We start from the raw sequence: 12824 nt of genomic DNA on the forward strand, positions 1-12824 counted from the left end.
TTTTATCGCTGCGCCGCAGTACGGGCTTGCCATACACCCAATGCGGCGAGGGGATTTATCCCGCTGGGCTGCCAGGCAGCCCCGATGTAATCCGACGCATTCCCGACAGGATGAGCACTGGAGGGGCGCGCTGCGCGCACCAGCCAGATGAATCCCCTCGCCACAGGGATTCCTGGCCCTTGATCAGGTCGCGGGCCGGATCGCCTTGATCAATGACTGCAACGAATAGCCCAGTCGTGGCGCCAACCCTTCGGCCCGGGCAATCAGGCCTTCCATATCCAGTGTCTGCTCCAGGTCCGCCGGCACGATCAGGATCACATTGCCCTCCTTCACTGGCAATTCCCAGTAGTGGCGGTGGTACAAACCGCGCAGCAACGCCGCACCCAACGGCTTGCCGTCATCGGTGGCCCATTGGTTGATCACCAGCCAGCCGCCCGGATTGAGACGCTTCTGGCAGTTTTCCAGGAAACCCCAGGCCAGATGCCCGACGCCCGGACCGACGTCGGTATAGAGGTCGACGAAAATCAGGTCCGCGGGTTCGGCGGTTTCCAGCAGCTGCAGGGCGTCGCCGACCCGGATATACAGGCGGGGATCGTCATCCAGCCCCAGGTATTCGATGGCCAGGCGCGGCACATCGGGGCGCAATTCGATAGCCTCGACATCTTCCAGCGGCAGGAACTTGAGACAGGCCTGGGTCAGCGTTCCGGCGCCCAGCCCCAGGAACAGCGCGCTTTCCGGTTGCTCATGGCACAACGCACCGATCAGCATGGCCCGGGTGTAATCGTATTCGAGCCAGCTGGGATCTGCCGTGAACACACAGCTTTGTTCGATGGCATCGCCGAATTCGAGGAACCGGTAATCGGCCACCTCGAATACGCGGATCATGCCGAACTCATCGTGCACTTCGGCGAGCAGATGCTCGACACGCTCCTCTGTCATTTCAACTCCCGATAGCAACCAGGCCGCTCATGACCGGTTGGGCCGGTGCCTGGGCAAAAGCGCGATTGTCGACCAGGCGACGGCAGCAGGTCACGCACTAATTTGCTGGTAACATGGGCGTCCGAGCGTAATCCATTAGAGACCATGATGAGCCAACCCTGGAGCCCTGACAGCTGGCGCGCCTTGCCGATCCAGCAACAACCTCGTTACCCCGACGCGGCGCACCTGCTGCAGGTCGAGCAGACCCTGGCCAGCTATCCGCCGCTGGTGTTTGCCGGAGAGGCCCGGGAACTGCGCCGTCAGTTCGCCGAGGTGACCCAGGGCCGGGCCTTCCTGCTCCAGGGTGGCGATTGCGCCGAAAGCTTTGCGGAGTTCTCGGCGGCGAAGATCCGCGACACCTTCAAGGTGCTGTTGCAGATGGCCATTGTCATGACCTTCGCCGCCGGCTGCCCGGTGGTCAAGGTCGGCCGCATGGCCGGGCAATTCGCCAAGCCGCGTTCGGCCAACGATGAAACCATCGACGGCATGACCTTGCCGGCCTACCGGGGCGACATCGTCAACGGCATCGGCTTCGACCAGCAGAGCCGCGTGCCGGATCCGGATCGACTGTTGCAGGCCTACCATCAGTCCACCGCTACCTTGAACCTGCTGCGGGCGTTCGCCCAGGGCGGTTTTGCCGATCTGCACCAGGTGCATAAGTGGAACCTGGACTTCATCGCCAACTCGGCCCTGGCGGAAAAATACAGCCACCTGGCCGACCGCATCGACGAAACCCTGGCGTTCATGCGCGCCTGCGGCATGGACAGCTCGCCACAATTGCGTGAAACCAGCTTCTTCACCGCACATGAAGCACTGTTGCTGAACTATGAAGAAGCCTTCGTGCGCCGGGACAGCCTGACCAATGACTATTACGACTGCTCGGCACACATGCTCTGGATCGGTGACCGTACCCGTCAACTGGACGGAGCCCATGTCGAATTCCTGCGGGGCGTGAACAACCCGATCGGGGTCAAGGTCGGCCCGAGCATGAAGCCCGATGACCTGATCCGCCTGATCGACGTGCTCAACCCCGACAACGATCCGGGTCGCCTGAACCTGATCGCACGGATGGGCGCGAATCAGGTTGGCGATCATCTTCCACAGCTGTTGCGTGCCGTGCAGCGTGAAGGCAAGCAGGTGCTGTGGAGCTCAGACCCTATGCATGGCAATACCATCAAGGCCAGCAGCGGCTACAAGACGCGGGACTTCGCGCAGATCCTCGGGGAGGTGAAACAGTTCTTCCAGGTCCATGAGGCGGAAGGTACCTATGCGGGCGGAATCCACATCGAGATGACCGGACAGAACGTCACCGAGTGCATCGGCGGCGCCAGGCCGATCACCGAGGATGGCCTGTCGGACCGCTACCACACCCACTGCGACCCGCGGATGAATGCCGATCAGTCGCTGGAGCTGGCGTTCCTGATTGCCGAAACGTTGAAGCAGGTTCGGCGCTGAATCATTCAGCTTGTCGCGACTGAACGACATCTTCGCGGGCAAGCCCGCCCCCACGGTAGGCCGGCGATGAACATGATTCTTGTGTTCGACCCGGCCCGATGTGGAAGCAGGCTTGCCCGCGAAGGGACCGACTCAGCCAGCACCGATTCCGGCCAACGCCACCGCCAAGCGTACCCCACCCATTCGCCGGCAATTGAGCTGAACCCGTTCCAACCCCAACCAATCGGCCATGCGCCGCAGGCTCATCGCCAACGCCAGCATGCCCTCCTCGTCCAGCCCTGGCTCTTCCTCGTGCACCGCATGCACCGCCAACCGGCCCTGGGCGCGTTCCGCCCGTAGATCGATCCGGGCGGCGATACGTTCGTCGTGCAGGAACGGCAGGACGTAATAGCCGTAAACGCGCTTGTGGGCCGGGGTGTAGATTTCCAGTCGATAACGGAAATCGAACAACCGCTCGGTACGACTGCGTTCCCATACCAGCGAATCGAACGGCGACAACAGGGCACTGGCCGCTACCTTGCGAACAATCTTCACATCAGGTCGGCACCAGGCGGGCTGCTTCCAGCCTTGCACCTGGCAACGCAGCAACTGCCCGCCCTCTTCCAGCTCCGCCAACCGTGCGCGGCTGTCAGCCGGGTCGAGACGGAAGTAATCTCGCAGATCCTTTTCGGTCCCCACTCCCAGCGCTTCGGCTGCGTGCAGCAATAATGCGCGCTGGGCCTGGGCCTCGTCCGGCAGCGGCTGTTGCAGGACCGAGGCCGGGAACACCCGCTCCGGCAGGTCGTAGAGCCGCTCGAAACCGCGGCGCCCCGCCACCGTGACCTCCCCGGCCGCGAACAGCCACTCAAGGGCATGCTTCTCGGCGCTCCAGTCCCACCACGGACCGGCCTTATCCTGGCGAGTGGACAAGCTGCCCGCCCCCAGTGCTCCCCGCTCCCGGACCGACGCGAGGACGCGGCGAATGACCTCCTGGCGCTCCCGGCCGAAACGCGCCAACTGTTGATAGATGCCTTCGCCGCGAGACGCGCGGATCATGCGCCAGCGCATCAGCGGGTACATCGACATGGGCAGCAGGGACGCTTCGTGCCCCCAGTACTCGAACAATGTCCGGCGTCGCCCCTGGCTCCAGGCCGCCTGATCGAGCAAATCGAGATTGTAATGGCCGAGACGGGAGAACAGCGGAAGGTAATGCGAGCGCACCAATGCGTTGACGGAATCGATCTGCAGCACGCCGAGGCGTTCGATCAGACGGTTGAGACGCGAGGACTGCACCGAAGCCGGCGCCAGCCGCCCATTGAATCCCTGGGCGGCCAACGCCAGGCGCCGGGCCTGTTTGAGGGTAAAGGATACAGTCGCGGGCATGGAGATCTCCTTGTCTGCTCGCAACCTACCTCACCGGGAATCGATTTGTGTAGGGAGGGATGGCTCATTTGTGCAATGGATCATCCCAGAATGGCCGAACCACTTCCTTTTCGACATCCGCTCGACTGACACCGATGTCCTTGAGCGCCTCGTCGCTCAATCCGGCGAGCAATTCACGCTCATGGTGCAATTCATACCAGCGGCTAAACTTGTGCAACAGATCGCTGAGGGAAAACCGATGGAATGAGTGCTTATCTATCGATACGTATCCTTTCTGACCTTTCATCGTGATGTCCTCCGTTGGGGGTGGCTCAAGTCTCGCGCCACCGCTAAGATCAATCCAACGAATGTTTCTTATGCAATACATCTCGGAGATTGATCCATTGTCGAGTTACCCGAGCATCGATACGGAAGTGCTGCGTACCTTCGTCGCCATTGCCGACCAGGGGGGATTCACCCGGGCCGGTGAACTGGTCAACCGCACCCAGTCCGCCGTCAGCATGCAGATGAAGCGCCTGGAAGAAGATGTGCTGCAGCGGCGCCTGTTCGAGCGTGACGGGCGCCAGGTCAAGCTCACCGCCGAAGGCCAGGTGCTATTGGGGTACGCCCGCAGGATCCTCAAGCTGCACAGCGAGGTGTTCAATACCCTGCGCGAACCGCACATGGTCGGTACCGTGCGCATCGGCACACCGGACGATTACGTGATGCGATTCCTGCCGGGTATCCTGCAGCGCTTCGCCCAGTTCTATCCGCTGATCGAAATCGAAGTGCATTGCGAATCGTCCAAGCAGCTGTTGCTACGCCAGGACCTGGACCTGTCCATCGTCACCCGTAAACCCGGGGATGAAATCGGCCAGCTATTGCGCAAGGAACGCTTCGTCTGGGCCGAAGCGGCGTGCTTCAACGCCCATGAAAAAACACCACTGCCCCTGGCGATGTTCAACAGTGACTGTTTCTGCCGACAGTGGGCCTGCAATGCGCTGGATGCCATGGGCCGCGAGTATCGCGTGGCCTACAACAGTTCCAGCCTGTCGGCGCTCATGGCCGTGGTGGGCGCGGGCCTGGCGATCACCGCGCAACTGGAAAGCCTGCTCACGCCGGACATGCGGGTACTGGGCGAGGCCGAGAACCTGCCGGAACTGCCCGAGGCCAGCATCATGCTGATCCGCAACCTGCACAATCCGTCGCCGATCACCGAATGCCTGGCCGAGCACATCGTCGAAGGCTTCAAGCTTTAAAGGCGAGCAGGATCGCGCAAACCACCAGGAAGCCGCAGAACAAGGCGCGCAACAGGCGCTCCGGCATGGCATGGGCAACTTTCACGCCCCAGCTGATGCTCAGCAAGCCGCCGGCGGCCAAGGGCACGCCGATGCTCCAGTCCACCTGGTGGTGGAACGCGTAGGTAGCCAGGGTCACGCCGGTGCTGGGCAAGGCCAGCGACAGCGACAACCCCTGGGCCACCACCTGGGTGGTGCCAAACAGGCTGGTCAGGATAGGCGTCGCGACAACAGCCCCGCCGACACCGAACAGACCTCCCATGGCCCCGGACACCGCCCCCAGCACGCCGAGCCACGGCCAGCCATAGCGCATCTGTGCCGAGGCCGGCGCGCTGGTGGCGAACATACGGATCAGGTTATAGGCCGCCAATACGATCAAGAACGCCACGAAACCGATGCGCATGCTCTGGGCATCGATGCCGACGGCCCAGATCGAGCCAAGCCAGGCAAAGCAGAACCCCATGGTCGCCAACGGCAGGACATGGCGCAGCTCGATGCGATTACGCTGGTGGTAACGCCACAGGGCCAGCATCACATTGGGAACCACCATCACCAGCGCCGTCCCCTGGGCGATCTGCTGGTCCAGACCGAACCAGACCCCCAGAACCGGAATCGCGATCAATCCGCCGCCAATCCCGAACAATCCCCCCAGGGTGCCCAACGCAGCCCCGACCACCAGATACAGAAAACTCTCGATCACAGACGATTCTCCCCTCATCAAGGGCGCATATCCTACGCAGTCGACGCCTTCGGCGAAACGTGACATCGGTGCAACACGTCAGAATTGTCTGGCGCACGAAAGATTTGCCCGCTAGATTTATCCCAATCATTGATTGAAGGTTTTGCCATGAGTACTCAGCACGCCACCCCCGACCCTTGCGAAGCCCTGTTGCTCGACAACCAGGTTTGCTTTGCCCTGCACTCTACGTCGCTGATGATGACCAAGGTCTACAAGCCACTGCTGCAAGCCCTGGGCCTGACATACCCCCAATACCTGGCGATGATGGTGCTGTGGGAAACCGACGGTTTGACCGTAGGGGAGATCAGCAGTCGCCTGCTTACCGACCCGGGCTCGTTGACCCCGCTGCTCAAGCGCCTTGAGGCCGAAGGCCTGCTGAGCCGCACCCGCAGCCGAGAAGACGAACGCGTGGTGGTTGTGGAACTCACCGAGAAAGGCCGCGCCTTGCAGAAAAAAGCCCTCGATATTCCCCAATGCATCCTCGCCGCCAGCGGCCAGACCCTGGAGCAGTTGAAAAAACTGCAACAGGACCTGCAGGCACTGCGCAGCCATCTGCAAGACAGCCTCTGATTCCACCTCCTCAAAGCCTGGCGATCCCGCGATGGCGGTATGTCGTCATACCGCCAGGGACTGCCACCGCGCCATCGTGAGCAAGCGCGGCCCCACACACGCTCCCCCGCCCTCAGCCTTCGCACCCCGCATATTCCTGCCTGCGCCCCCCATTTCATCCTTACCCGACTTCCTTATGTAGGCCAGGTCTGTCCACAAAGGCCTACTCGAAGCCGGCGTATCAAATTTTTTTAACCGCTTGAAACGCTCTATATCAAGGGTTCAAGACCTTCCGATCTAAAAAAATCCATCCGCCTCGAAAATTTATCTTGCGCGCAAAATGTTTGCGCTATACATTCTCTTCACACCTACTTAGCGCACAAACATTTAGCGCAAATCATCAACCAGAAACGAGGCTCCCATCATGAAAACTCTCTACACCGCAATCGCAACTTCCACCGGCGGCCGTGATGGTCGTGCGATCTCCAGCGACAACATCCTCGACGTCAAGCTCGCCACGCCCAAGGAACTCGGCGGCGCTGGTGGCGCGGCAACCAACCCGGAACAACTGTTCGCTGCCGGTTACTCGGCCTGCTTCATCGGCGCCCTGAAATTCGTCGCCAGCCAGAGCAAGCGCAAGATCCCGGATGATGCCTCGATTACCGCCCATGTCGGCATCGGCCAGATCCCCGGTGGTTTCGGCCTCGACATCGACCTGCACATCAGCCTGCCAGGCCTGGATCAGGACGAAGCGCAAAGCCTGGTGGACGCGGCTCACCAGGTCTGCCCCTACTCCAACGCAACTCGCGGCAACGTCGATGTCCGCCTGCACGTAACCATCTGATCACCGACCCTACTGACCTCAAGGAGACGAACATGAACACATTCAGCAAAGCCCTGACCGGCACCCTTCTCGCACTCAGCGTCAGCAGCGCCTTCGCCAACGGCATTGTCGAGCACAACACCCAGACGTTCCTCGATGCACTGAACGCCGGCACTGGCAAGCCGCTGGAACAGCTTTCTCCCAAGGATGCCCGTGCTGTACTGGTTGGCGCCCAGGCGGGGGTTAAACTGACCCTGCCCAAGGCCGATGTCAGCGAGAAAACCATCCAGGTGGATGGCCAGTCGATCAGCCTGACCATCGTTCGTCCGGCCGGGGTCAAGGGGGAATTGCCCGTGTTCATGTTCTTCCATGGCGGCGGCTGGGTGTTGGGGGATTTCCCGACCCACGAACGACTGGTTCGTGACCTGGTGGCGGGATCGGGAGCCGCGGCAGTGTTCGTCAACTACACGCCGTCCCCCGAAGCGCATTACCCGGTGGCGATCAACCAGGCCTACGCCGCCACGAAATGGGTGGCCGAGCATGGCAAGCAGATCAATGTCGACGGCAAGCGCCTGGCAGTGGTGGGTAACAGCGTTGGCGGCAACATGGCAGCCGTCGTGGCATTGATGGCCAAGGACAAGGGTACCCCGGCGATCCGGTTCCAGGCGCTGTTATGGCCGGTGACCGACGCCAGCTTCGAAACTGCGTCCTACAACCAATTCGCCGAGGGACACTTCCTCAGCAAGAACATGATGAAGTGGTTCTGGGACAACTACACCACCGATGCCGGACAGCGCAGCGAGATCTATGCTTCGCCGCTGCGGGCGACCACCGCGCAACTCAAGGGGCTGCCGCCAGCACTGGTGCAGACCGCCGAGGCCGATGTATTGCGCGACGAAGGCGAAGCCTATGCTCGCAAACTGGACGCCGCCGGTGTGCCGGTCACCGCAGTGCGCTACAACGGCATGATCCACGACTATGGCCTGCTCAACGTCGTGAGCCAGGTGCCGGCAGTGCGTTCGGCGATGTTGCAGGTGTCCGAGGAGCTCAAGCAACACCTTAAGTGAATGGGCTGCGCAGCCCTGATGGCGAGGGAGCCTGCTCCCTTCGCCACCAGGAATTGCTGTATGTTGAAATGAAAAAGCCCGACTCAATGGTCGGGCTTTTTCATGCACAAGGCGTCGCTTACTTGGCGCGGCCCTTGTAGGAACCGCCATCGCGGGTATCGATCTCGATCATGTCGCCGATTTCGATGAAGTCAGCAACCGACAGCTCGGTACCGTTCTTCAGTTTGGCAGGCTTCATGACCTTGCCGGAAGTGTCGCCGCGAGCGGAACCTTCGGTGTAGTCAACCTGGCGCACGATGGTGGTCGGCAGTTCCACGGAAACCAGACGGCCTTCGAAGAATACGGCTTCGCAGACGTCGGTCATGCCTTCTTCAACGAATGGCAGGACGCTTTCGATGTCTTCGGCGTTCAGCTCGTACATGGTGTAGTCAGTGGTGTCCATGAACGTGTAGGAGTCACCGCTGATGAAGGACAGGGTGGCTTCCTTGCGGTCGAGGATCACGTCGTCCAGCTTGTCGTCGGCGCCGTAGACGGTTTCGGTCTTGTAGCCGGTCAACAGGTTCTTCAGCTTGGTCTTCATGATCGCGCTGTTACGACCCGACTTGGTGAATTCAGCTTTCTGAACCAACCAAGGATCGTTGTCGATACGAATCACGGTACCGGGTTTGAGTTCTTTACCAGTTTTCATTGCGAATATCCGAATTTGGATGGGATTTACAAAAATCTAGGCCGCGTATCATAGCCAATTTCCGTAAAACTTCACCAGCGCCGTGGCAAGATCGGGTCGCGAAGCCTGTTCCAGGCACCACGCCTGGGCATGTTCGGCCAGTTCCTGCTGCCGCTCGCAGACGGTTTTCCAGTGTTCGGCCATGTCCTGGCCGGCATTCCACGCCCGCCAGAGACCGCTCATCGCTTTTTGCGCCGGCTCTGCAAGTCCTTGGGTGTAGAGCGTGAGGAAAGCCTCCAGTTTGTCCAGGTGTACGTCCTCTTCCTGCTGATAGATGTGCCAGAGCAGTGGCCGGCCGGCCCACTGGGCACGCACGAAAGAATCCTCGCCGCGCACGGCGTTGAAATCGCAGCACCACAGCAGCAGATCGTATTGATCCTGCCGGACGAATGGCAGCACCTGCACCGTCAGGGCGCCACGCCGATGCACTGCGCCGACCTCCAACGGGCCTACCGCGAACCAACGTTCGACGTCCCCCAGTATCCGCCCTTCCGGCACCAGCACGTGGGACGCCCGGGCGTCGTGCGCCATGGCATCGAACCAACTCGCCAGCCCGGCGTTTTCATAGGCGAACAGGGAGATCAGGCGCGCATCCGGCGCCCGCTCGACCCCCAGGCCCTGGAGGAACATGCGCTGCGCCTCGGCATCCTGCTGGAATTGCCGGCGCCGCTCCAACAGACCCGCTTCACGCAGCAAGCCTCCCGTCCCTTCACGGAAACCAGGGAAGAAGAAATATTTCTGCACGTGGCGGTACTTGACCGACGGTAGCCCGTGGCATCCGATGACCCAGTCCTCGGCGCTCAGGTAGTCGAGATTCATCCATAACGGCGTCTTCTGGCGCTCGGCCATCGCATCCATATAGGCACTGGGCAACTGGCAGGCGAACGCGGCGATTACCACATCGGCCGCTTCGGTGGCGGGCCAGTCCTGGGCCCAGTGACGCACCTCAACCCCTTGCTGCCACTGCTGCGCGAGGGTGGTATCGATGCCTGGGCACAACCGCTCGAAAGCACGCAAGTCGTCGACCCATAGCCGGACGGCACACCGATGCTCGGCCACCAGTTGCCGGGCCAGGCGCCAGGTGACGCCGATGTCGCCAAAATTATCGACAACGGTGCAAAAGATATCCCAACGCCCGGTCATTCCCGACTCCCTGTGACAAAGGTGCGATTGTCCCGAATAAACCGATGATGCAGAAGGGCCGACGGCGATTAATCTTCATGCGACAATCACCGCCCTACGAGCCCTGCCAGGAAGCAGCCATGCCTGATCATCCGCCCGCCCAGCGCCTCGGCGCCCTGCAATTGACCCTCAGCATTGCCCTGGGATTATGGCTTGGGTTTCTCGCCATCGTCCTGACCAGCTGGTTGCTGTCGAAATTCATCTTCGACGAACAACTGGCCCCGGTGGTCGGCGCCGTGCATCAACTGGCGCAACCGCCAGCCGTGCAGCCGCCTCCCGAGCCGCCCACGCCCATGTTCGAGCAGTATCAGCAGAACCTGCAAAGGAACGAGCAGCGCCAGGCCCTGGATCAGGCCCGCAGCGATCCGCGTAACCTGTCCAATCCCAAATGCCAGTTCTGGCTGCAGCAGGACCAGAACGCCCCCAGCGAAAAAAGCCGTGCCAACGTTCTACAGTTCTGCAATTGATCATGGATAAACAGACCGTCCACCGACTGATTCTCGACAAGCTCAAGGTCGATCTCGAGATCGCCGAACGCGCCGCGCAAACCGCCTACGAAGCCGCGACCCATGAAGAGAACATCGCCGAGAACAAGTACGACACCCTGGGCCTCGAAGCGTCCTACCTCGCCGCCGGACAAGCCCGACGCGTCGAGGAAATCCGCCAGGCCCTGGCGCTCTGCCAGAACCTGGCGCTCAGGCCATACGACGAACAACGCGGGATCCAGGTAGGTACACTGATCGGCCTGGAAGATGAGGAAGGTCGCGAGCAGTGGCTGTTTCTCGGGCCGGATGCAGCGGGACTGAAGGTGTCGCTGGTGGGCCAGCCGATCACGGTCATCACCCCTCGCTCCCCCCTGGGCCGAGGCCTGCTGGGCAAGTTCGAAGGCGATGAGGTGGAGATCGTGGTGGCGGGTACCCGGCAACAGTTCGCTGTCACCGAGGTGATCTAGGGCGTACGAAAAGGTACACGACACCTTTTCGTACGCTCTCTGGTATCAATGTACCGGTAGTTCGACGCCGTCGAACAGTTCCTCGAGTTCCTGCTTGTTATGGCACTGGATGGCCTTGGCCATGACTTCCCGGGTCAGGTGTGGCGCGAATTTCTCGATGAAATCGCACATGAATCCCCGCAGGAAAGTGCCGCGGCGGAATCCGATCTTGGTCACGCTCGATTCGAACAGCTCACTGGCGTCCAGCACGACCAGGTCGCTGTCGAGCTTGGTGTCGACGGCCATTTTCGCCACGATACCCACGCCCAGGCCGAGACGTACATAAGTCTTGATCACGTCGGCATCGGCGGCGGTGAACACCACTTTCGGGGTCAGCCCACGGTGGCTGAAGGCTTCGTCGAGTTTCGACCGGCCGGTGAACCCGAACACGTACGTCACGATGGGGTATTCGGCCAACGCTTCGAGCGTCAGCTTTGGCAGCTTGGTCAACGGATGGCCCTGGGGCACGGCCACACAACGGTTCCAGCGATAGCACGGCATCATCACCAGGTCGCCGAACAACTCCAGGGCCTCGGTGGCGATGGCGAAATCCACCGTGCCGTCGGCGGCCATCTCGGCGATCTGCATGGGCGACCCCTGGTGCATGTGCAGGGCCACGTCCGGGTATTGCTTGATGAAATTGCTGATCACCGGCGGCAGCGCGTAGCGGGCCTGGGTGTGAGTGGTGGCGATCGACAGGGTGCCTTTTTTCTCGTTGGAGAACTCCTGGGCGATCTGCTTGATGCTCTCGACCTTGCGCAGGATCTCGCCGGCCGTGGTGATGATGCGCTCACCGGCCGGGGTCACGCGGGTCAGGTGCTTGCCACTGCGGGCGAAGACTTCCACTCCCAGCTCGTCTTCCAACAGTCGGATCTGCTTGCTGATGCCGGGTTGCGACGTATAGAGGCTTTGTGCGGTAGCGGAAACGTTGAGGTCGTGGTGCGCCACTTCCCAGATGTAGCGCAGTTGTTGAAGCTTCATATGTATCCCTCAAAGCAGTTGGACGCCACGGGCATCAGCGACGGTATATAACTATATGAATGGTCACGACAATAAATCTAGAACTTTTTATGAAAAGCCATCATTTAGCCTCAAGCTTCTCCCTGGCGCCGACGCTGCACCAGCGGCACCAGGTACACCGGCACCCGGGATAACTGCAATACCCGCGCAGCGGTCCTGCCCAAGGGCGTCTCACCACTTGCCCCTTGGCAATGACTGCCTACGATCAGCAAATCGACAGAGAGTTTCGCTGCCTGTTCGAGAATGACCTGGGAAGGATCGCCCTGATACACCCTGACCGATTTGATCAGCTTCAAGTCCTGCTGCCCCTCCCCCAATTCTTCGCGAAAACTGTCGAGCACCCGCTGTTCGATATTGGCCATCACGGTATTCAGACCCTGTCGATGAAATTCGTTCAGCGCCTGCTCGTCGAGATAGCTTTGCAACACCGATTCGGCGAACAGCCCCATCGGCTCTACCGCATGCACCACATACAACTCGGCTTCAAACGTCCGTGCCAACGCCAAGGCATGCTGCATCACATAGGGGGCATACAGCCCCAGGTCTGTGGCATACAGCATCGAACGAATCATGTGACCTCCTCGCGTGCCAGAATGGCGGAGATTGATTCAGCTTAGCAGTGCCTCGGGGACTACGACGTGTGGCTTGACGTCC

At 60.9% G+C, this 12824-nt stretch carries 15 protein-coding genes; 7 read left to right on the forward strand and 8 right to left on the reverse strand.

Translation table 11 applies throughout. The annotated features are described in order from the left end of the window. Positions 1-183 precede the first annotated feature (183 nt). Positions 184-939: a spermidine synthase gene (locus BT179_RS02925; protein ID WP_072389239.1), complete on the reverse strand. Its 756-nt coding sequence runs from the start codon at positions 937-939 to the stop codon at positions 184-186. Positions 940-1086: 147 nt separating this feature from the next. Here BT179_RS02925 and BT179_RS02930 point away from each other — a divergent pair, with 147 nt between their 5' ends. Beyond that, positions 1087-2433 carry a class II 3-deoxy-7-phosphoheptulonate synthase gene (locus BT179_RS02930; protein ID WP_072430309.1) on the forward strand — a complete coding sequence of 449 codons (1347 nt, stop codon included), beginning with the start codon at positions 1087-1089 and terminating at the stop codon, positions 2431-2433. A 132-nt stretch (positions 2434-2565) separates the two neighbouring features. Here the strand turns inward: BT179_RS02930 and BT179_RS02935 are convergent, their stop codons facing one another. Continuing rightward, positions 2566-3795 carry a winged helix-turn-helix domain-containing protein gene (locus tag BT179_RS02935; RefSeq protein ID WP_072389243.1) on the reverse strand — a complete coding sequence of 410 codons (1230 nt, stop codon included), beginning with the start codon at positions 3793-3795 and terminating at the stop codon, positions 2566-2568. Between the two features lie 64 nt (positions 3796-3859). Then, positions 3860-4081, reverse strand: coding sequence for a DUF1127 domain-containing protein (locus tag BT179_RS02940; protein ID WP_072389245.1), 222 nt, complete (start codon positions 4079-4081; stop codon positions 3860-3862). 97 nt (positions 4082-4178) lie between these two features. Here BT179_RS02940 and BT179_RS02945 point away from each other — a divergent pair, with 97 nt between their 5' ends. Then, positions 4179-5033 (forward strand): LysR substrate-binding domain-containing protein, encoded by an 855-nt coding sequence (locus BT179_RS02945; protein ID WP_172834667.1) that lies wholly within the window; start codon positions 4179-4181, stop codon positions 5031-5033. On the opposite strand, the gene BT179_RS02950 is transcribed toward BT179_RS02945, so the two are convergent. Further along, positions 5023-5790, reverse strand: a complete 768-nt coding sequence (locus tag BT179_RS02950) for a sulfite exporter TauE/SafE family protein (RefSeq protein ID WP_207956594.1) — start codon at positions 5788-5790, stop codon at positions 5023-5025. The two genes, BT179_RS02945 and BT179_RS02950, sit on opposite strands and share 11 nt — an antisense overlap. A gap of 129 nt (positions 5791-5919) precedes the next feature. Here BT179_RS02950 and BT179_RS02955 point away from each other — a divergent pair, with 129 nt between their 5' ends. From BT179_RS02955 to BT179_RS02965, 3 genes are all read left to right on the forward strand, one after another. After that, positions 5920-6381: a MarR family winged helix-turn-helix transcriptional regulator gene (locus tag BT179_RS02955; protein ID WP_072389251.1), complete on the forward strand. Its 462-nt coding sequence runs from the start codon at positions 5920-5922 to the stop codon at positions 6379-6381. Between the two features lie 403 nt (positions 6382-6784). Continuing rightward, positions 6785-7204 (forward strand): organic hydroperoxide resistance protein, encoded by a 420-nt coding sequence (locus BT179_RS02960; protein ID WP_072389253.1) that lies wholly within the window; start codon positions 6785-6787, stop codon positions 7202-7204. 32 nt (positions 7205-7236) lie between these two features. Continuing rightward, positions 7237-8250, forward strand: a complete 1014-nt coding sequence (locus BT179_RS02965) for an alpha/beta hydrolase (RefSeq protein ID WP_072389255.1) — start codon at positions 7237-7239, stop codon at positions 8248-8250. Between the two features lie 118 nt (positions 8251-8368). Here the strand turns inward: BT179_RS02965 and BT179_RS02970 are convergent, their stop codons facing one another. Further along, positions 8369-8938, reverse strand: a complete 570-nt coding sequence (locus BT179_RS02970; RefSeq protein ID WP_053155174.1) for an elongation factor P — start codon at positions 8936-8938, stop codon at positions 8369-8371. Between the two features lie 48 nt (positions 8939-8986). Further along, the gene (earP, locus tag BT179_RS02975; RefSeq protein ID WP_072389257.1) at positions 8987-10120 is read right to left on the reverse strand and encodes an elongation factor P maturation arginine rhamnosyltransferase EarP; all 1134 of its coding nucleotides are present in this window, start codon (positions 10118-10120) and stop codon (positions 8987-8989) included. Between the two features lie 119 nt (positions 10121-10239). On the opposite strand from earP, the gene BT179_RS02980 reads away from it, so the two are divergent. Then, complete coding sequence (locus BT179_RS02980) at positions 10240-10626, forward strand: hypothetical protein (RefSeq protein WP_072430308.1); 387 nt, start codon at positions 10240-10242, stop codon at positions 10624-10626. A 2-nt stretch (positions 10627-10628) separates the two neighbouring features. Then, on the forward strand, positions 10629-11111 hold the full coding sequence (locus BT179_RS02985; protein WP_072389261.1) for a GreA/GreB family elongation factor: 483 nt from the start codon (positions 10629-10631) through the stop codon (positions 11109-11111). Positions 11112-11156: 45 nt separating this feature from the next. On the opposite strand, the gene cysB is transcribed toward BT179_RS02985, so the two are convergent. Both cysB and BT179_RS02995 read right to left on the reverse strand, forming a co-directional pair. Then, positions 11157-12131 (reverse strand): HTH-type transcriptional regulator CysB, encoded by a 975-nt coding sequence (gene cysB / locus BT179_RS02990; protein ID WP_072389263.1) that lies wholly within the window; start codon positions 12129-12131, stop codon positions 11157-11159. A 110-nt stretch (positions 12132-12241) separates the two neighbouring features. Continuing rightward, positions 12242-12742 (reverse strand): universal stress protein, encoded by a 501-nt coding sequence (locus BT179_RS02995; protein ID WP_014337270.1) that lies wholly within the window; start codon positions 12740-12742, stop codon positions 12242-12244. Positions 12743-12824 lie beyond the last annotated feature (82 nt).

The organism is Pseudomonas sp. NFACC43 (assembly GCF_900119645.1).
Lineage (GTDB): Bacteria > Pseudomonadota > Gammaproteobacteria > Pseudomonadales > Pseudomonadaceae > Aquipseudomonas.

What these genes read in the sequence shown, in the direction of transcription:
- BT179_RS02965 (WP_072389255.1), top strand. Translation starts at nt 7,237, where the DNA reads ATGAACACATTCAGCAAAGCCCTGACCGGCACCCTTCTCGCACTCAGC.
- cysB (WP_072389263.1), bottom strand. Translation starts at nt 12,131, where the DNA reads ATGAAGCTTCAACAACTGCGCTACATCTGGGAAGTGGCGCACCACGAC.
- BT179_RS02925 (WP_072389239.1), bottom strand. Translation starts at nt 939, where the DNA reads ATGACAGAGGAGCGTGTCGAGCATCTGCTCGCCGAAGTGCACGATGAG.
- BT179_RS02980 (WP_072430308.1), top strand. Translation starts at nt 10,240, where the DNA reads ATGCCTGATCATCCGCCCGCCCAGCGCCTCGGCGCCCTGCAATTGACC.
- BT179_RS02955 (WP_072389251.1), top strand. Translation starts at nt 5,920, where the DNA reads ATGAGTACTCAGCACGCCACCCCCGACCCTTGCGAAGCCCTGTTGCTC.
- BT179_RS02940 (WP_072389245.1), bottom strand. Translation starts at nt 4,081, where the DNA reads ATGAAAGGTCAGAAAGGATACGTATCGATAGATAAGCACTCATTCCAT.
- BT179_RS02995 (WP_014337270.1), bottom strand. Translation starts at nt 12,742, where the DNA reads ATGATTCGTTCGATGCTGTATGCCACAGACCTGGGGCTGTATGCCCCC.
- BT179_RS02950 (WP_207956594.1), bottom strand. Translation starts at nt 5,790, where the DNA reads ATGAGGGGAGAATCGTCTGTGATCGAGAGTTTTCTGTATCTGGTGGTC.
- BT179_RS02960 (WP_072389253.1), top strand. Translation starts at nt 6,785, where the DNA reads ATGAAAACTCTCTACACCGCAATCGCAACTTCCACCGGCGGCCGTGAT.
- BT179_RS02930 (WP_072430309.1), top strand. Translation starts at nt 1,087, where the DNA reads ATGAGCCAACCCTGGAGCCCTGACAGCTGGCGCGCCTTGCCGATCCAG.
- BT179_RS02985 (WP_072389261.1), top strand. Translation starts at nt 10,629, where the DNA reads ATGGATAAACAGACCGTCCACCGACTGATTCTCGACAAGCTCAAGGTC.
- BT179_RS02935 (WP_072389243.1), bottom strand. Translation starts at nt 3,795, where the DNA reads ATGCCCGCGACTGTATCCTTTACCCTCAAACAGGCCCGGCGCCTGGCG.
- earP (WP_072389257.1), bottom strand. Translation starts at nt 10,120, where the DNA reads ATGACCGGGCGTTGGGATATCTTTTGCACCGTTGTCGATAATTTTGGC.
- BT179_RS02970 (WP_053155174.1), bottom strand. Translation starts at nt 8,938, where the DNA reads ATGAAAACTGGTAAAGAACTCAAACCCGGTACCGTGATTCGTATCGAC.